Origin of the sequence: Pseudomonas sp. HT11, assembly GCF_044875395.1 — a bacterium.
Classification (GTDB): domain Bacteria; phylum Pseudomonadota; class Gammaproteobacteria; order Pseudomonadales; family Pseudomonadaceae; genus Aquipseudomonas.
In genome coordinates this window covers 5,456,687-5,474,510 of the sequence record NZ_CP173217.1, presented here as the reverse complement: position 1 = coordinate 5,474,510, position 17,824 = coordinate 5,456,687, and the positions used below count along the sequence as shown (strand labels likewise).

General features: G+C 61.7%; 17 protein-coding genes. 9 read left to right on the top strand and 8 right to left on the bottom strand.

Going from position 1 to position 17,824, the window contains the following annotated elements:
• The first annotated feature begins 13 nt into the window (after window positions 1–13).
• Entirely contained in the window at window positions 14–883 is an 870-nt protein-coding gene (gene tesB, locus ABWL43_RS25295) for an acyl-CoA thioesterase II (RefSeq protein ID WP_145162285.1), read from the top strand.
• Window positions 880–1,467 carry an HAD family hydrolase gene (locus ABWL43_RS25290; protein ID WP_404485127.1) on the top strand — a complete coding sequence of 196 codons (588 nt, stop codon included), beginning with the start codon at window positions 880–882 and terminating at the stop codon, window positions 1,465–1,467. The genes tesB and ABWL43_RS25290 overlap by 4 nt, the downstream gene beginning before the upstream one ends.
• A 135-nt stretch (window positions 1,468–1,602) precedes the next feature.
• Here ABWL43_RS25290 and ABWL43_RS25285 read toward each other — a convergent pair whose 3' ends face one another.
• From ABWL43_RS25285 to ABWL43_RS25275, 3 genes are all read right to left on the bottom strand, one after another.
• Window positions 1,603–2,589, bottom strand: coding sequence for an alpha/beta hydrolase (locus tag ABWL43_RS25285; protein WP_404485124.1), 987 nt, complete (start codon window positions 2,587–2,589; stop codon window positions 1,603–1,605).
• Complete coding sequence (locus ABWL43_RS25280; RefSeq protein WP_119740949.1) at window positions 2,590–3,477, bottom strand: neutral zinc metallopeptidase; 888 nt, start codon at window positions 3,475–3,477, stop codon at window positions 2,590–2,592. It lies immediately after the preceding gene.
• 172 nt (window positions 3,478–3,649) lie between these two features.
• Entirely contained in the window at window positions 3,650–4,066 is a 417-nt protein-coding gene (locus ABWL43_RS25275; RefSeq protein ID WP_145162277.1) for a membrane lipoprotein lipid attachment site-containing protein, read from the bottom strand.
• Between the two features lie 197 nt (window positions 4,067–4,263).
• On the opposite strand from ABWL43_RS25275, the gene ABWL43_RS25270 reads away from it, so the two are divergent.
• A complete protein-coding gene (locus ABWL43_RS25270) occupies window positions 4,264–5,142 on the top strand; it encodes a DMT family transporter (protein ID WP_145162274.1) in 879 nt (292 codons plus the stop codon).
• Window position 5,143: 1 nt separating this feature from the next.
• Here ABWL43_RS25270 and ABWL43_RS25265 read toward each other — a convergent pair whose 3' ends face one another.
• Window positions 5,144–6,478, bottom strand: coding sequence for an MFS transporter (locus ABWL43_RS25265; RefSeq protein WP_145162271.1), 1,335 nt, complete (start codon window positions 6,476–6,478; stop codon window positions 5,144–5,146).
• 221 nt (window positions 6,479–6,699) lie between these two features.
• Here ABWL43_RS25265 and quiC point away from each other — a divergent pair, with 221 nt between their 5' ends.
• Entirely contained in the window at window positions 6,700–8,601 is a 1,902-nt protein-coding gene (gene quiC / locus ABWL43_RS25260; RefSeq protein ID WP_369302463.1) for a 3-dehydroshikimate dehydratase QuiC, read from the top strand.
• Between the two features lie 81 nt (window positions 8,602–8,682).
• On the top strand, window positions 8,683–9,348 hold the full coding sequence (locus tag ABWL43_RS25255) for a TetR/AcrR family transcriptional regulator (protein WP_145162264.1): 666 nt from the start codon (window positions 8,683–8,685) through the stop codon (window positions 9,346–9,348).
• Between the two features lie 124 nt (window positions 9,349–9,472).
• Here ABWL43_RS25255 and ABWL43_RS25250 read toward each other — a convergent pair whose 3' ends face one another.
• The 4 genes from ABWL43_RS25250 to ABWL43_RS25235 all read right to left on the bottom strand — a co-directional run bounded on the left by ABWL43_RS25250 (window position 9,473) and on the right by ABWL43_RS25235 (window position 13,322).
• Window positions 9,473–10,321, bottom strand: a complete 849-nt coding sequence (locus ABWL43_RS25250; protein WP_404485117.1) for a shikimate dehydrogenase — start codon at window positions 10,319–10,321, stop codon at window positions 9,473–9,475.
• Between the two features lie 5 nt (window positions 10,322–10,326).
• Entirely contained in the window at window positions 10,327–10,767 is a 441-nt protein-coding gene (gene aroQ, locus ABWL43_RS25245; RefSeq protein WP_145162258.1) for a type II 3-dehydroquinate dehydratase, read from the bottom strand.
• Window positions 10,768–10,950: 183 nt separating this feature from the next.
• Window positions 10,951–12,030, bottom strand: a complete 1,080-nt coding sequence (gene trmA, locus ABWL43_RS25240) for a tRNA (uridine(54)-C5)-methyltransferase TrmA (protein ID WP_404485114.1) — start codon at window positions 12,028–12,030, stop codon at window positions 10,951–10,953.
• Window positions 12,027–13,322, bottom strand: coding sequence for an NCS2 family permease (locus ABWL43_RS25235; RefSeq protein WP_145162251.1), 1,296 nt, complete (start codon window positions 13,320–13,322; stop codon window positions 12,027–12,029). The genes trmA and ABWL43_RS25235 overlap by 4 nt, the downstream gene beginning before the upstream one ends.
• 210 nt (window positions 13,323–13,532) lie before the next feature.
• Between ABWL43_RS25235 and ABWL43_RS25230 the strand changes: the two genes are divergently transcribed.
• The 4 genes from ABWL43_RS25230 (at window position 13,533) to ABWL43_RS25215 (ending at window position 17,763) form a co-directional block, all read left to right on the top strand.
• Window positions 13,533–13,976, top strand: coding sequence for a YolA family protein (locus ABWL43_RS25230; protein ID WP_262206737.1), 444 nt, complete (start codon window positions 13,533–13,535; stop codon window positions 13,974–13,976).
• A gap of 96 nt (window positions 13,977–14,072) precedes the next feature.
• Complete coding sequence (locus ABWL43_RS25225) at window positions 14,073–14,597, top strand: (2Fe-2S)-binding protein (RefSeq protein ID WP_404485110.1); 525 nt, start codon at window positions 14,073–14,075, stop codon at window positions 14,595–14,597.
• A complete protein-coding gene (locus tag ABWL43_RS25220) occupies window positions 14,594–15,583 on the top strand; it encodes an FAD binding domain-containing protein (protein WP_404485107.1) in 990 nt (329 codons plus the stop codon). Before ABWL43_RS25225 ends, ABWL43_RS25220 begins: the two co-directional genes overlap by 4 nt.
• On the top strand, window positions 15,580–17,763 hold the full coding sequence (locus ABWL43_RS25215; protein ID WP_262206735.1) for a xanthine dehydrogenase family protein molybdopterin-binding subunit: 2,184 nt from the start codon (window positions 15,580–15,582) through the stop codon (window positions 17,761–17,763). Before ABWL43_RS25220 ends, ABWL43_RS25215 begins: the two co-directional genes overlap by 4 nt.
• Window positions 17,764–17,824 lie beyond the last annotated feature (61 nt).

Genomic DNA, 17,824 nt, shown 5'->3' with positions numbered 1-17,824 from the left:
TAGGAGTTGCTCTATGAGCCAAGTATTGGAAGATCTGGTGGACTTGCTGACGCTGGAGCCGATCGAGGAAAACCTCTTTCGCGGCCGCAGCCAGGACCTGGGTTTTCGCCAACTGTTCGGTGGCCAGGTGCTGGGCCAGTCGCTGTCGGCTGCCAGCCAGACCGTAGAAGAAGCGCGACATGTGCATTCCCTGCATGGTTATTTCCTGCGCCCCGGCGACGCGTCATTGCCGGTGGTGTATTCGGTTGACCGTGTGCGCGATGGCGGCAGTTTCAGCACGCGCCGCGTCACGGCTATCCAAAAGGGCAACCCGATTTTCACCTGCACCACTTCGTTCCAATATGACGAAAAGGGCTTTGAGCACCAGACCACCATGCCTGTGGTGGTCGGCCCGGAGAACTTGCCTTCGGAGCTGGAACTGACCAAGCAGCGTGCGCACCTGATCCCCGAGCACATGCGCGACAAGTTGCTGTGCCCCAAGCCGATCGAAGTGCGCCCGGTGACTGAAAAAGACCCGTACAACCCGCAGCCGTCCGACCCGGTCAAGTACGTGTGGTTCCGGGCCGACGGCGCGCTGGCCGACGCGCCCGCGCTGCATAAATACCTGCTGGCCTACGCCTCGGATTTTGGCTTGCTGACCACCTCGTTGCTGCCCCATGGCAAGACCGTGTGGCAAAAAGATATGCAGGTCGCCAGCCTCGACCACGCGCTGTGGTTTCATGCCGACCTGCGCGCCGATGACTGGTTGCTGTACGCAATGGACAGCCCGTGGGCCGGCAACTCGCGCGGTTTCTCGCGCGGCAGCGTGTACAACCGCGCCGGGCAACTGGTGGCCTCGGTGACCCAGGAAGGCTTGATTCGTCATCGCAAGGACTGGGCATGAGCCTGTCGGACGTTAAGCATTGGGTGTTTGACATGGACGGCACCCTCACGGTGGCCGTGCATGATTTTGCGGCGATCCGCGTGGCCCTGGAGATTCCGCCCGAAGACGACATCCTCACGCACCTGGCGGCCTTGCCGGCGGACGTGGCGGCGGCCAAGCACGCGTGGTTATTGGAGCATGAGCGCGAATTGGCACTCGGTTCGGTTGCCGCCGTGGGCGCGGTGGAGCTGGTGCGCGAGCTGGCCGGGCGCGGGTATCGCCTGGGCATCCTGACGCGCAATGCGCGCGAGCTGGCGCACATCACCCTGCAAGCGATTGGCCTGGCGGACTGCTTTGCCGTCGACGATGTGCTGGGGCGTGAAGATGCGCCGCCCAAGCCGGACCCGGGTGGGTTGCTGAAACTGGCAGAAGCTTGGGAGGTTTCGCCGGGCGAAATGGTGATGGTCGGGGATTACCGCTTTGACCTCGATTGCGGGCGGGCGGCAGGAGCCAAGACGGTATTGGTTAACGTGCCGGAGAACCCGTGGCCGGAACTGGCGGATTGGCATGCTGAAGATTGTGCGGTGCTGCGCCGGATGATCTAAACCAGGCACTGAAGAGCCAATGTGGGAGCGGGCTTGCCCGCGAAAGCGGTGGATCAGTCACTGATGAGTCGACTGAAAATCCGCCTTCGCGAGCAAGCCCGCTCCCACATTTTTATCCGGTTTCGTCAGCTGTTTTTACTTAGAGAACAACACCTTCTCGCCCTCAGGCGAAGTAAACATCTTATCCCCATCGTGCCCAACCCCTGGCACTTCCACCAACCTCTGAGTCAGCTGCGGATGACGCTGCTTGAGGTAATCAAAATAGTTGTGCCCACGAATCAGGCGATACGCGCCCTGGGTTTCGGCCTCGCAGCTTTTATCCAGCGCCGGGTGGTTCGGGTCGGTGTCCTGCTGGCCGAGCAAGTAGGTGATGTCGCGTGACACGTAAGCCTGCTCAAGCTGCTGGGCACTCTGGCCCTTGGCGTAGTCCGGCAGGTTTTGCATGCCGTACTTCCAGTCGTTGAAGCCAGGGCAACTGGCCGTGTCGAATGTCACCGGGCGTTGCGGGCTGAAATAGGCGTAGGACGACGGGTTGGCCACCACATAACGCAGGCTGATGCCTTCGGTTTGCAGCAGCGGGTGGTCGTGGCCGGTGAGGGCGAAACGCTGCACCACCTGGCCGCCGCCGGAATGGCCGGCCACTACGATTTCCTTCAACGCCGGGAACAGCTTGCGGTTGCCCAGGTGCTTGATGATCTGGTCCAGCGCGCCGTAGGAACTGAGCTGACCTGGGCCCGTCGAGGCGTCGCCGGCCATCCAGTCATTGCCGTTCCAGCGCAGCACCTGGCTGCCCAAGTGGTTGCGCTTTATGTCGGACTCGTTGAGAAATTGCGGCGCGATCACCAGGGTTTTGGCCGCAATCCCGGCGTTTTCGGCGGCATCTTCGCCGCTTTGCAGGTAGGTCTGTGCATTGTGCAGGCGGCCATGCACGATGATCAGCGCGCGGGTCACGTTGGGCAGCGGCTGGTTCCAGTCCTGGCTCAAGCCCAGGCTCAGGTCACCGGCGTCCAGGTGGAAACGATCGGGGCTGACCACCTTGACGCCGTGTTCTTTCTCGGCGGCCCAGGTGGAGGAGGAACAGGCAATCATCACGCCGAACAGCAATCCCAATCGTTTATTCATCTAAAGACTCTTCGCTGTAAAAGTGTCGCATTGAGTGATCTGGCCCGCTGCGAAGCCGGTTTTGAACCAGCGAACGCGCTGCGCAGAGGTGCCGTGGGTAAACGAGTCCGGCACCACGCGGCCCTGACCCTGCTGTTGCAAACGGTCATCGCCGATGGCGTTGGCCGCATTCAGTGCTTCTTCGATATCGCCGGGCTCCAGCCAGTTCAGGCGTTTTTGCGCACGGTTGGCCCACACGCCGGCAAAGCAGTCGGCTTGCAGCTCCTGGCGCACCAGCAGGCCGCCGTCGCCTTGCATCTGGCGGCCCTGCTGGCGCGCGGCTTGAATCTTGGCCGAGATGCCCAGCAGCGTTTGCACGTGGTGCCCGACTTCGTGGGCGATCACGTAGGCCTGGGCGAAATCGCCGGCGGCCTGGAAGCGTTGCGACATTTCCCGGAAGAAATCCAGGTCCAAATACACCTGCTGGTCAGCCGGGCAATAAAACGGGCCGCTGGCCGAGGTGGCGCCACCGCAGGCGGAATTGACCCGACCACGGAACAGAATCAGTTTCGGGTTCTTGTAGACCAACCCGTTTTCCTTGAACACCTGGCCCCAGGTGTCTTCGGTGTCACCCAGAATCGCGCGGACGAAATCGGCCTGCTGGTCATTGGCTGGCGGTGCCTGGCGCGACTGCGTGCTCACTGACGGCGCTTGCTCCGCCTGGCCGGTCAACTGGCCGAGGATCTGCAGCGGGTCCTGGCCGGTCAGCCAGCCAATACCGACGATCAGCACAATTGCTGTCAGGCTCAGCCCCTTGCCGCCGCCAAACCGCATGCCGCCACCGCCGCCGCCACTGTCATCGCGGGCGTCTACCACGTTGTCGCTGCGTCGGCCTTTTTTCCATAGCATGGGGCAATCCTCTCGTTAAACCTGTCGAACACTTTTTGTAAGAGCAGTGTTGTTGGTGCGTATGAATGGCGCCAGCCCGGCTGTCCGACAGGCAACAAGAGTTGCCTAGTATTGCTGCTGTCAGGCCGTGCAGGCAGGGGCGCCAGATGAAAGTTGTGTCAGCTTGATTGGGTCAGTCGCGGCAATAGCCTTCGCCGGTATCGACGATCAGGCAGTCCTTTTTATCCGCCAGCCATTTCAGGCCAGTGGCCTCGCCGTCGCCGGCGCTCAATTGTTGCGGGCCGTCCGGGCGGGTAAAGGCGATACCGTCTTCGTTGGCTTCACCTTTGAAGGTGCCTTCGTCGTCGGCGTCAAGGCCGTACTTCATGGTCAGAACGTAGTGGCCGCGGCCGATGCTGTCGTCCTTGGCGATGGTCAGGTTCAGGCCTTCGACGCCGATCCACTTGCCGACCCATTTGTCGGTGGGCGGCGTGGCCGGTACCAGGGTGGCCTGCACCGAGGCCGGGGCGGGCTTGGGCGCTTCTTTGGACTCTTGGTTACAAGCAGTGAGCAGGACGAGAGCAGAAAGAGCAAAGAGTGTCTTTTTCATAGCGGCAAGGCCTTGGTTAAAAAGTGCAACGCGCGGGCAAAGGTGCAGCGTTGGACTCGAATCCGGTGATTTAGTGCGCTGTTCGCACGCTGTTTGGTTATGCTCTTGGGGCGCACGCAGGCCCGCCTGCTAGATTACCGGGTTGAGCGCTTGCGTGTTCAGTGCTCAGCATTCAGCCCGCCATGCAAGAGAATTCAATGACTGTCAGTACACCCCTTTCCGGCGTCAACCATCCCTTCAAAGGCATTTTGCTGATTGTGGTGGCAACGTTTCTGTTTTCCAGCCACGACGCCTTGTCCAAATACCTGGCCGGGTTCTACCCGATCGTGATGGTGGTGTGGGCGCGGTACCTGGTGCACACCTTGCTGATGGCCGGCATTTTCCTGCCCCAGTCGGGCTTGCGCGTACTGCGCAGCAAACGCCCGGGCATGCAGGTGGTGCGTGCGTTGTGCCTACTGGGCACCAGCCTGTTTTTTACCGCGGCTCTGCATTACATCCCCTTGGCGGAAGCCACGGCGGTGAACTTCCTGGCGCCGATCCTGGTGACAGCATTGTCAGTGCCCTTGCTAGGTGAACACGTGACACGTGGCCAGTGGCTGGCGGTGATCTGCGGGTTTGTCGGCGTGCTGATCATCATCCACCCCGGCGGTGAACTGTTCACGCCTGCGGTGCTGCTGCCGCTGTGTTCGGCGTTGTTCTTCTGCTTCTACCAGCTGCTCACGCGCATCCTCAGCCAATACGACACGCCGACCACCAGTAACTTTTTCGCCGGCCTGTGCAATACCCTGGTGATGAGTGCGATGGTGCCGTTCTTCTGGCAGTTGCCCACGGTGTGGCATGGCGTGCTGATGCTGGCGCTGGGCACGTGCGGGATGACCGCGCACTTGATGTTGACCCAGGCCTTCCGCTTTGCGGCGCCGGCCTTGCTGGCGCCGTTCGGCTACTGCCAGATCGTGTTTGCGGGGTTGTTGGGCTGGCTGGTGTTCAACCATACCCCCGACATGACCACGGTGGTCGGCATCGGGGTGATCTGCATGAGTGGGTTGGCCGCTGCCTGGCAGCAGCGGCGGCGCTGAATCAAGCCTCGACGGTCGGAATCTTGCGCGGCGCCATGAAGTACATCCAGGTCAGTGCGATGAAGTACATCGCCGGGATCAGGGTGAACAGCACGGTGTAGTTGTTGTTCGTGACCGTGAGGATGTGGCCGACGATCTGCGTCATGAACATGCCGCCGATGGCTGCGCACATGCCGCCGAAACCGAACACCGTGCTCATCATGTGCTTGGGCGTGTAGTCCATCACCAGGCTCCAGATGTTGGCGGTCCAGGCCTGGTGCGCGCCGATGGCCAGGGAGATGGCGAACACGGCGACCCACAACTGGCTGGAGCCGGCGGCCATGATCACGCCGACGATGCAGCAGGCAAACAGCAGCATCGACAACAGCCGCGCCTTGATCGGATTCATCCCACGGCCGATCAGGAATGACGACAGAATCCCCCCACCCACGCTGCCGAAGTCGGCTGTCAGGTAAATGATGATCAGCGGGATGCCCATTTGGGTCACGTTGATGCCCAGGTTGTATTGCTGGTTCAGAAACGGTGGCAGCCAGTACAGGTAGAACCAGAACACCGGCGCGGTCAGTGCGTAGGCGAGGGCGAAGGCCCAGGTGCCGCGCATGCGCAGGATGCGGCTGAAAGGCACGCTGGGTTGCTCCGGTTCGACTTCCTGTAGCACGTAGTCCAATTCGGATTTTTTGACCGTCGGATGGTCTTCCGGGTTGTAGTACTTCAGGCCCCAGCACACCAGCCAGATCCCGCCCAGTGCCGACATGCACAGGAACGCCGCCTGCCAGCCCCACACGTGAAGGATCAATGGCAGCAGCATCGGCGTCATCATCGCGCCCACATTGGTGCCGGCGTTGAAAATACCGGTGGCCACCGCGCGCTCACCGGCCGGGAACCACAACCGCGTGGTCTTGACGCAGGCCGGGTAGTTGGCGGCCTCGGTCAGCCCGAGAACGAAGCGGCAGACCATAAAGCCGACGGCCGACGTCGCCAGGCCATGGGCGCCCGTGGCGATGCTCCACAGCAACACGGCGCAGAAAAACACGCGCTTCACGCCAATTCGGTCAATCAGCCGGCCTTGCAGCACAAAGCCGATGGCGTAGCCGACCTGGAACCAGAAGTTGATGTTGGCGTAGTCCATCGCCGTCCAGCTCATCTCCTTGGCCAGGATCGGTTGCATCACGCCCAGCGCGGCGCGGTCGATGTAGTTCAGGGTGGTGGCGAAGAACACCAGGGCCAGCATGCCCCAGCGGGTTTTGCCCACGGCCATGGCGCCGCGGATTTTGTCGCCGATGCCGCTGTGCGGATTGCTGTGGCGCACGGCCACGGCGGGAGTTTGCGAAGGCATGAGGTCGTACCCGTTTTTTTGAAATTTTTATGGTGTGTTCTGGGTCTTGATACGTGTTCGATGGTGCGCAGTGGCTAAAAACTCGTCAATTCGCGGATTACCATTTTGTTCGATAATCGCCCAAAAAACTAACCGGTTCGTACATTTCAATTGCTGTGCACAGTTTAGCGGCCAATAATTTGCCGTAAATAAGACGAGCCTCATTTGTCGGGAGTCGCCCCATGCAACGCTCCATTGCCACTGTTTCCTTGAGTGGAACCCTGCCGGAAAAACTCGAAGCCATCGCCGCTGCCGGGTTTGATGGTGTGGAAATCTTCGAAAACGATCTGCTGTATTACGACGGCAGCCCACGGGAAGTCAGGCAGATGTGCGCCGACCTGGGTATCGCCATCACCTTGTTCCAGCCGTTTCGCGACTTTGAAGGCTGCCGCCGCGACCGCCTGGCGCGCAACATCGAGCGCGCCGAGCGCAAGTTCGACTTGATGCAGGAACTGGGCACCGACCTGGTGCTGGTGTGCAGCAACGCCTCGGCCGATTGCGTTGGCGATGAGCAGATTCTGCTCGACGACCTCAGCCTGCTCGCCGAGCACGCCGGCCGCCGTGGCCTGCGCATCGGCTATGAAGCGCTGGCCTGGGGCAAGCACGTGAATACCTGGCAGCAGGTGTGGAACCTGGTGCGCCAGATCGACCACCCGAGCCTTGGCGTGTTGCTCGACAGCTTTCACACCCTGTCGCTCAAGGGCGACCCGAGTGCAATCGCCCAGATCCCGGGCGATAAAATCTTCTTTGTGCAAATGGCCGACGCGCCGATCCTGGCCATGGACGTGCTGGAGTGGAGCCGGCATTTCCGCTGCTTCCCGGGGCAGGGCGAGTTCGATCTGGCGGGGTTTCTCGCGCCGATTATCCAGAGTGGCTACAGCGGGCCGTTGTCTCTGGAAATTTTCAACGATGGCTTTCGCGCAGCCCCGACGCGGGCGAATGCGGCGGATGGCCTGCGCTCGCTGTTGTACCTGGAAGAGAAAACCCGCGAGCGCCTCAAGCAGCAAGCGCCTGCTCAACCGGTCGACCTGCTGTTTGATACGCCGGCCGCCAGCGAGTACGACGGCATCGAATTTCTTGAGTTTGCCGTGGATGAAAACCTCGCTGCCAAGCTCACGCAATGGCTGGAGCGCCTGGGTTTCGTCAAGGCCGGGCAGCACCGTTCCAAGAGCGTGAGCCTGTTGCGCCAGGGCGATATCAACTTGATCCTCAATTGCGAACCCTATTCTTTTGCCCACAACTTTTTCGAAGCCCACGGGCCGTCGCTGTGCGCCACTGCGATTCGGGTCAAGGACAGCGCCAAGGCGTTGCAGCGGGCGGTGGCCTACAAGGGCCAGCCATATCGGGGGCTTGTCGGGCCAAATGAACTGGAGTTGGCCGCGGTGCGTGCGCCGGACGGCAGCCTGATTTACCTGGTGGATCAGAACGCAGGCGGGCTGTACGGCACCGACTTCAATCTGCAACCGACTACCACCTCAAGCGGCGGCCTGCTGCGCATTGACCATATGGCCATGGCCTTGCCCGCCGACAGCCTCGACAGTTGGGTGTTGTTCTACAAGAGCCTGCTGGATTTCGAAGCCGATGATGAAGTGGTGCTGCCTGACCCGTACGGCCTGGTGAAAAGCCGTGCGCTGCGCAGCCGTTGCAGCTCGATTCGCCTGCCGTTGAACATTTCCGAGAACCGCAACACGGCGATTTCCCACGCGCTGTCGAGCTACCGTGGCTCGGGTGTGCACCACATTGCCTTCGACTGTGCGGATATTTTCGCTGAGGTGAGTCGGGCTAAAGAGGCAGGTGTGCCCTTGCTGGACATCCCGCTCAACTACTACGACGACCTGGCGGCACGCTTTGATTTCGACGACGAGTTCCTCAGCGAGCTGGCGTACTACAACGTGCTGTACGACCGTGACGCTCAGGGCGGTGAGCTGTTTCATGTGTACACCGAGCCGTTCGAAGGGCGGTTTTTCTTCGAGATCATCCAGCGCAAAAACGGCTATGCCGGGTATGGCGCAGCCAACGTGGCAGTGCGCCTGGCGGCGATGGCCAAATCGCGTAGCGGGGCGCCGCGACAAGCACGGTTATGACGGCGCGGCCAGGTGCTTCCTTCGGGAAGCGCCTCGGCCCATAATCGCGGCCTGCACAACAAAAATGGCCGTGAGCGCACCATGACCCTGACCCCCGACCTCTCCGCTGTGTCAGACGCACCGCGCAAGAGTCGTAAGAACAACCCGGAAAAGACCCGCGAAAACATCCTGCAGGAAGCGATCGTCGAGTTTGTCCAGCAGGGCCTGTCCGGCGCTCGCGTGGATGCCATTGCCGAACGCATCCACACCTCCAAACGCATGATTTATTACTACTTCGGCAGCAAGGAGCAGTTATACGTCGAGGTGCTGGAGAAGCTCTACGGCGACATTCGCAATACTGAAACCCGCATGAACCTCACCGCCCTGGAGCCGCGCGAAGCGATTCGTCGGCTGGTGGAATTCACCTTTGATCACCATGACCAGAACGTGGATTTCGTGCGCATCGTCTGCATCGAAAACATCAACAACGCCGAATACGTGAAGCGCTCGGATTCGATCAAGGCGATGAACAGCAATATTCTCGAAGCGCTTGGCGCAACCTTGCAGCGCGGCGTTGAGATGGGCGTGTTCCGCCAAGGGCTGGACCCGTTGGACGTGCACCTGCTGATCAACTCGTTCAGCTTTTACCGAGTGTCCAACCGCCATACGTTCAGTGAGATCTTTCAGATCGGGTTGTCGGACGAGGCGGTTAAACAGCGGCATCGGGAGATGATTTGTGAAGCGGTGATGCGTTACCTGCAAGCGTAAATCCATCGAATACCCTTGTGGGAGCGGGCTTGCTCGCGAATGCGGAGTGTCAGTCAATACATCCAGCGACTGACACAGCGCTTTCGCGAGCAAGCCCGCTCCCACATGGGGTCGGTTTCGGCAGTCAGGTATTCATGCTCTGGAAGTGCGCCAACATCCTCTGCGCATCCGGCCTCTCACCACTGAACAGCTCAAACGCTTTTACCGCCTGAAACACCGCCATGTTGCCGCCATCCAGCGTGCAGCAGCCCAAGGCGCGGGCATCGCGCAGCAGCTCGGTTTCCAGCGGGAAATACACGATTTCTGCGACCCATAATGCCGCCCGCAACAGATGGGCAGGCACCGGCGTGCCGGGCAGCTTGGCCATGCCCATCGGCGTGGTGTTGACCAGCCCATCGGCCTCGGCCATGGCGCTTTCCAGGTGGTTGCCGACCTGCGCGCGCCCGGCGCCGAAACGCTGGGCGAGGTTATCCACCAGGTCCCGAGCGCGGGTCACGTCCACGTCGAAAATGCTCAGGTGGTGCACGCCCTCGGCCAGCAGCGCGTGGGCCACCGCCGCGCCCGCACCGCCGGCACCCATCTGCACGACATGCTGGCGCGCGACGTCATTCAAATTGCGTCGGAACCCTTCGGCGAAGCCCAGGCAGTCGGTGTTGTGGCCGATGCGTTTGCCGTTCTTGAACACCACGGTGTTGACCGCGCCAATGCCCCTGGCTTCGTCGGACAATTCGTCGAGCAACGGCAGAATCGCCTGTTTGCACGGGTAGGTAATGTTCAAACCGGTGAACTGCATCCTCTCGGCGGCGTGCAGCAGGTCGGGCAGGGCATTGATGTTCAGTTGCAGCGGTTCCAGGTCGATCAGGCGATACAGGTAGCGCAAACCCTGGGCATCACCTTCCTGCTCATGCAGGGCAGGCGTGCGGGAGGCTTGGATACCTGAGCCGATCAGGCCGGCGAGGATGCGCGGTTTCATCGGCCTCACCCTTTCAACGTGTGGCTGAAATGTTCCAGGGCCAGGTGGTAACCATGGCTGCCGAACCCGGCGAGCACCGCCTTGGCAATGGGCGACACAAACGAGTGATGCCGAAACGCCTCACGCGCGTGCACGTTGGATAAATGCACCTCGATCACCGGCACTTCGCTGGCCACCAGTGCGTCGCGAATCGCTACCGAGGTGTGGGTCCAGGCTGCCGGGTTGATCACGATGCCGGCGCACCGGGCGCGGGCGCCGTGGATCCAGTCGAGCAGTTCGCCTTCGTGGTTGGTCTGGCGGAATTCGATTTTCAGCCCGAGTTTTTCCGCGCTGCGCCCGCACAGGGCGGCGATGTCGGCCAGGGTTTCATGGCCGTAGGTGGCGGGCTCGCGGGTGCCGAGCAAGTTGAGATTAGGGCCGTTGAGCACCAGCACGATGGGCGGCATTTTGGGGTATCTCCACAGTTATTATTGGTTGTGGAGATAAAATGTACTGGATGGTTAATTTGGTCAATTGACGGCGGCGGATCTGTTCGATTATCGAACCGTAAATCAACGCGCGGGAGTTTTCGGTGGTCGGCGACCGCCCCTGCCAATGGCAGGAGGGCGGTCGCACGCGTGTGAGACGGGTTACCGGCGGGTCAACAGCACGCCGGATTCCATGTGGTGCGTCCATGGGAACTGGTCAAACATCGCACACTGGGTGATCCGGTGCGTGTCATGCAGTTGCGCAATGTTCGCCGCCAACGTCTCCGGGTTGCAGGAGATGTAGAGGATGTTGTCAAAGCGCCGCGTCAGCTCGCAGGTGTCCGGGTCCATGCCGGCGCGTGGCGGGTCGACGAACACGCTACCGAATTCGTAGCTTTTCAGGTCGATGCCATGCAGGCGGCGGAACGGGCGCACTTCGTTGAGCGCCTCGGTGAGTTCTTCAGCCGACAGGCGCACCAGGGTGACGTTATCCACCGCGTTTTCATCGAGGTTGCTCAACGCCGCATTCACTGAGGTCTTGCTGATTTCGGTCGCCAGCACTTTACGCACACGGGTCGCCAGCGGCAGGGTGAAGTTGCCGTTGCCGCAGTACAGCTCCAGCAAATCATCCGGGCGATCGCCCAAGGCTTCATACGCCCAGTTGAGCATCTTCTGGTTCACCGTGCCGTTGGGCTGGGTGAACGCGCCTTCGGGTTGGCGATAGCTGAACGTGCGCCCGCCGACGGCGAGTTTTTCCACCACGTAGTCGCGGCCGATCACATCACGTTTGCCCTTGGAGCGGCCGATGATGCTGACATTCAAGTCGGCAGCGAGTTGGTTGGCGGCCGCGTGCCAATGCTCGTCCAGCGGACGGTGGTAGCACAGGGTGATCATCGCGTCGCCGGCCAGGGTGGTGAGGAACTCCACTTGGAACAGCTTGTGGCTCAGGGCCGCGCTGGCTTGCCAGGCGGCTTTGAGTTGCGGCATCAACTGGTTGATGCGCTGGCTGGCGATCGGGAATGCTTCGATCAGAATCGGCGTGCGCTTGTCGTCCTGGGAAAACATCGCGTAGTGGCGCTCGCCGCCTTCGCGCCACAGGCGGAACTCCGCACGCAGGCGGAAGTTCTGCAGCGGCGAATCGAAGACCTGCGGCTCGGGTGCGTCGAACGGTGCCAGCAGGTCACGCAAGCGCGTGACCTTGTCTTGCAGTTGAGCGGTGTAGCTTGCGGCGTCAAAAGTCATGCGTTGAACCAGCCCAGCTTGATCACAAACAGAATCGACAGGATCACCAGTGCCGGGTTCAGCTCACGGTAGCGGCCCGAAAGCAGCTTGATGGCGGTCCAGGCGATGAAACCGAACGCGATGCCGTTGGCGATGGAGTAAGTGAAGGGCATCGCCAGGGCGGTGATCACCACCGGCGCTGCAACCGTAATGTCATCCCAGTCGATTTCGGCCAGGCCCGAGGTCATCAGCACGGCCACGAACAACAACGCAGGCGCGGTGGCGAAGGCCGGAACGCTGGCCGCCAGTGGCGAGAAGAACAGCGCCAGCAGGAACAGGATCGCGACCACGATGGCGGTCAAACCGGTACGGCCACCGGCGCTCACGCCTGCCGCGGACTCGATGTAGCTGGTGGTGGTCGACGTACCCAGCAGCGAACCGGCCATGGCCGCGGTGCTGTCGGCGATCAGCGCACGGCCCATTTTTGGCATGTGGCCGTCCTTGCCCATCAGGCCGGCGCGCTTGGCGACGCCGATCAGGGTGCCGGAGTTGTCGAACAGGTCAACGAACAGGAACGCGAAGATCACGCTGACCAGGCCGATATCCAGCGCGCCTTTGATATCCAGCTGCAGGAAGGTCGGGGCCAGGGACGGTGGCATCGAGATTACGCCGCCGAACGGGGTGACATTCAACAGGATCGAGACAATGGTCACGGCCAGAATGCCAATCAGCACTGCACCGCGTACGGCCAGGGCTTCCAGCGCAACGATGAGGATAAAACCAAAGGTGGCCAGGATAGGCGCCGGTTGTTTCAGATCGCCCAGGCCCACCAGGGTGTTCGGGTTGCCGACCACGATCCCGGCGTTGTGCAGGGCGATCAGCGCCAGGAACAGGCCGATACCGGCGGCAATCGCCGAGCGCAGGGGCAAGGGGATGCTGTTGATGATCCACTCACGGATGCGGAAGATCGACAGCAGGAAGAACAGCACCGCCGAAATGAACACCGCGCCCAGCGCCACTTGCCAGGTGTGGCCCATGTGCAGCACCACGGTGTAGGTAAAGAAGGCGTTGAGGCCCATGCCCGGCGCCAGTGCGATCGGGTAGTTGGCGATCAGGCCCATCACGGTCGAACCGATGGCGGCGGCCAGGCAGGTCGCGACAAACACCGCGCCCTTGTCCATGCCGGTCTCGCCAAGGATGCTCGGGTTCACGAACAGAATGTAGGCCATGGCCAGAAAGGTCGTGATCCCCGCAAGAATCTCGGTGCGCACGTTGGTGTTGTGTGCTTTGAGTTGAAACAGCTTTTCCAGCATGCCGGCTCCCTGTGACGCTATTTTGCGTCGTTATTTGTTGACCTCTAAGTCAAAGCACAAACTGCGCCAAGCGCCTGTGGTTTCAGAGAGGATCGGAAAAAGCGGCGCATCATACCAGCAGCCGAAGGCCAATGGCGCATAGGCTTGGTTTTGTGGGTGGATGGCCTTGAGGCATACTGCGCTGACGTTTAATCCAGAGTCGTCAACAGCATGAAAAAAGCCAACGCCAGCAGTCTAGCTCTGTTCGCCATAATCGGCCTGGGGCTGGCGGCACCGGCTTGGGGCGCGACTGCACCGGCATTGAGCGAGGTGCGCGTGTTTAAAGTGGAGTCTGCCGGTTGCGCTGAAACCATCCCGGAGCGCGCGACCAGCACGCAGATGTGCACCCATCGCGGGCCCACCAAGGTGTCGGTGATGGAAGTCGGCCTGGGCAAAAGCCCGATGGGCCGTTTTGATGGCGCAGAGTTGAACGGGCAACGCTCGCCGATATGCCAGGTCGGCAACATCAGCCAGGCCTGTCATGGCGTGGGCACTGTGATGGGCTACATCTATGTGTTTGACCTGAACGTCCAGGCCCCGGGCTGGTTCGAGTACAGCAACTCCTCGATCAACGGCTCGCAAACCCCGCTGACGACGATGTTCAACATCCGCTGATCAATCCTCTTGAACGCTCAATACCCCGGGAAGTCGTACCCCTGAGACGGCGACTTTCCTGAACGCCGCGGATATACCCCAACCCGTGAGGTGTTTATGAGCGCAACCCCCAATGGCGCGGCGGCCAGACCGTTCGTCAGCCACCCGATTCGTCTGACCCTGAACGGCCAGGACCGCCAACTTGACGTGTTGCCGTGGACCACCTTGCTGGACCTGCTGCGCGAACAGTTGAACCTGGTCGGCAGTAAAAAAGGCTGCGACCACGGCCAATGCGGTGCCTGCACAGTGTTGCGCGACGGCAAACGCGTAAACGCCTGCCTGACCCTGGCGGTGATGTGCGATGGCGCCGAGTTGACCACCATCGAAGGCCTGGCCGACGGCGACGTGTTGCACCCGATGCAGCAGGCGTTTATCAAGCATGACGCCTTTCAGTGCGGCTATTGCACCCCAGGGCAGATCTGCTCCGCCGTGGGCCTGGCCAATGAAGGCCGCGCCCACAATACTGCGCAGATCCAGGAGCTGATGAGCGGCAACCTGTGCCGCTGCGGCGCCTACAGCAACATCCGCGATGCCATCGAAGACGCCTTGCCGGCCTGCCGTGCCCAGGGAGGTGAGCAATGAACCCCTTCCAGTACAGCAAGCCAGCCGATGTGCACGAGGCCGTGCACATGAGCAGCGCGGCTTCACGCTTTATCGCCGGTGGCACCAACCTGCTGGACCTGATGAAAGAAAACATCAGCCGCCCCGAGCACTTGATCGATATCACCGGCCTGCCGCTGCAGGGCGTTGAAGAAACCGCCAGTGGCGGCGTGATGATCGGCGCGTTAGTGAGCAACGCCGACCTGGCCTGGCACCCCGTGATCGAGGCGCGTTACCCACTGCTGTCCCAGGCCATCCTGGCCGGAGCCTCGCCGCAGTTGCGCAACATGGCCAGTACCGGCGGCAACTTGTTGCAGCGCACCCGCTGCTACTACTTCTATGACGCCAGCGTGCCCTGCAACAAGCGCGAACCCGGCAGCGGCTGCCCGGCGCGCACCGGCTTGAACCGTATCCACGCGATCCTCGGCGCCAGCGAACACTGCGTGGCCACGCACCCGTCTGACATGTGCGTGGCCTTGGCGGCGCTGGAGGCGCGGGTGCATGTCGAAGGCCGCGCAGGTGCGCGCGTCATCGAATTTGCTGACTTCCATCGACTGCCCGGCGATACGCCGCAGCGCGACAACCTGCTGGCCGACGATGAGTTGATTACCGCCATCGAGCTGCCCGCCAACCAGCTGGCCAGTCACAGTCATTACCTGAAAGTCCGCGACCGCGCCTCTTATGCGTTTGCCCTGGTCTCCGTGGCCGCCGCCCTCGAACTGGATGGCGACCAAATCATCGACGCCCGCGTTGCGCTTGGTGGCGTGGCGCACAAGCCTTGGCGTGACCGCGCGGTGGAAGCCTCGCTGATTGGCCAGACGGTCAGCCGCGAAACCTTCAGCAACGCCGCCGACGCCTTGCTGCAAGACGCCGTACCGCTGGAACACAACGGCTTCAAGATCAAGCTGGCGCGACGTGCAATTATTCGCGCCCTGAGCGACGCCGCAGTCGCAGGAGAACGCCCATGACCGCTATCGGCAAACCTCTGGACCGCGTCGACGGTCTGCTCAAGGTCACCGGCCAGGCGCGCTATGCCGGCGAGTTTCCAGGCAATGACTTGCTGCACGGCAGTGTGGTCTCCAGCACCATCGCCAAGGGCCGGGTTATCAAGATCGATGCCTCAAAGGCCCTGGCGCTGCCGGGCGTGGTCATGGTGCTGGATCACCACAATCGGCCCAAGCTTGCCAGCTACGATGACGCGTTCGCCGACGACGATGCGGCGGACGGCTCGCCGTTTCGCCCGCTCTACAACGACCGCGTCCTTTATAGCGGCCAGCCCTTGGCGCTGGTGATTGCCGACAACCTGGAGCTGGCGCGACATGCCGGTTCTCTGGTCGAGATCGAGTACGCAAGCGAAGCCTTTGAAACCGACTTGCTGGCCATGCAGGAGCAGGCGCACCCCTCGCCGCAAACGCCGCCCGCACCCCGCGGCAACTTCCAGGCCGAATGGAGCGCTGCCGCCGTCAGCCTCGACGTGCACTACAGCACGCCCATCGAACACCACAACCCGATGGAACCCCACGCCAGTACGGTGCTGTATCAGCCGGACGGCACCCTGCATATCCACGACAAAACCCAGGGCCCGCAGAACTGCCAGGCCTATGTGCAAAAAATCTTCGGCCTGGACAAGAGCCAGGTGAGGATCTTTGCCGCGTTCGTCGGCGGCGCCTTCGGTTCGGGCCTGCGCCCGCAATACCAGTTGCCCCTGGCGGTGATGGCGTCCTTGGCGCTCAAGCGTTCGGTGCGCGTCACCCTGACGCGTCAACAGATGTTCACCTTTGGCTACCGACCGCGCACCTTGCAGCGGTTGCAGATGGGCGCCGCCGCCAACGGTCGGCTGCTGGCGCTGGGGCACACCGCGATTGGCCAGACCTCACGCTTTGAAGACTTCAGCGAGCACGTGGTGGAATGGAGCGGCATGCTCTACCACTGCGACAACGTGCAACTGACCTACAACCTGGTGCCGCTGGATGTGTACACGCCGCTGGACATGCGCGCGCCGGGCGCTGCGCTGGGCGTGATCGGCCTGGAGTGCGCCATGGACGAACTGGCCTGCGCCTTGGGCATGGACCCGGTGCAATTGCGCCTGATCAACTACGCCGAGCGCAACCAGAACGAAGACAAACCCTGGTCGAGCAAAGCCCTGCGCGAGTGCTACAGCGAAGGCGCCGAGCGCTTCGGTTGGGGCCAGCGCAACCCGGAGCCGCGCAGCATGCGTGACGGCAACCAGTTGATCGGCTGGGGCATGGCCGGTGGCGTGTGGGAAGCCATGCAGATGAAGGCCAGCGCCAAGGCGAGCATCGACGCCGAAGGCAAATTGACTGTAAGCAGTGCCACCACCGATATCGGCACCGGCACTTACACGGTGATGACCCAGATTGCCGCGCAGGCCAGTGGCGTGGCGATGGGCGATATCCAGTTTTTGCTGGGGGATTCGTCCTTGCCCACCGCGCCTTTGCAGGGCGGCTCGTTTACCGTGTCGTCCGTCGGCACCGCCGTGCAACAGGCATGCGAAGCGCTGAACGCCAAACTGCTGAAGGTTGCCCGCCAGACTTACCCGGTGTTCAAGGACGCCGAGTCCGTGCGCTTTGAAGACGGCCAATTGCACACAGGCGATGTGAGTGTGTCGTTGGCCCAACTGGTTAAAGACAGCGGTGAGGACGCGCTGCAAGTGCAGGTCGACAGCGAGCCCGACAAAAAACGCGAGGGCTACGCCACGGCCACTCACTCGGCGGTATTTGTGGAAGTGCGGGTCGATGAAGACCTGGGCACCATCAAGGTCAGCCGCGTGGTCAGCGCGATTGCCGCCGGTCGCGTGGTCAACCCGAAGATGGCCCGCAGCCAGATCCTCGGCGGCGTGGTGTGGGGCATTGGCATGGCGCTGCATGAAGAGACGCAGATCGACCATCACCTGGGGCGCTACATGAACCACAGCCTGGCCGAATACCACATCCCGGTGAATGCCGACATTGGCGAGATTGACGTGATCTTTGTCGAAGAACACGACGACGTGGTTAATGCCCTGGGCTCCAAAGGCGTGGGCGAAATCGGCATCGTCGGGGTGGCGGCGGCGGTGGCGAATGCGATTTATCACGCCACCGGCAAACGGGTACGCGACTTCCCTATCACCCTGGATAAGGTGCTCTAGCACACACCTCAAAAACCACGGTGGGAGCGGGCTTGCCCGCGAAATCGGAGCGTCAGTCAGT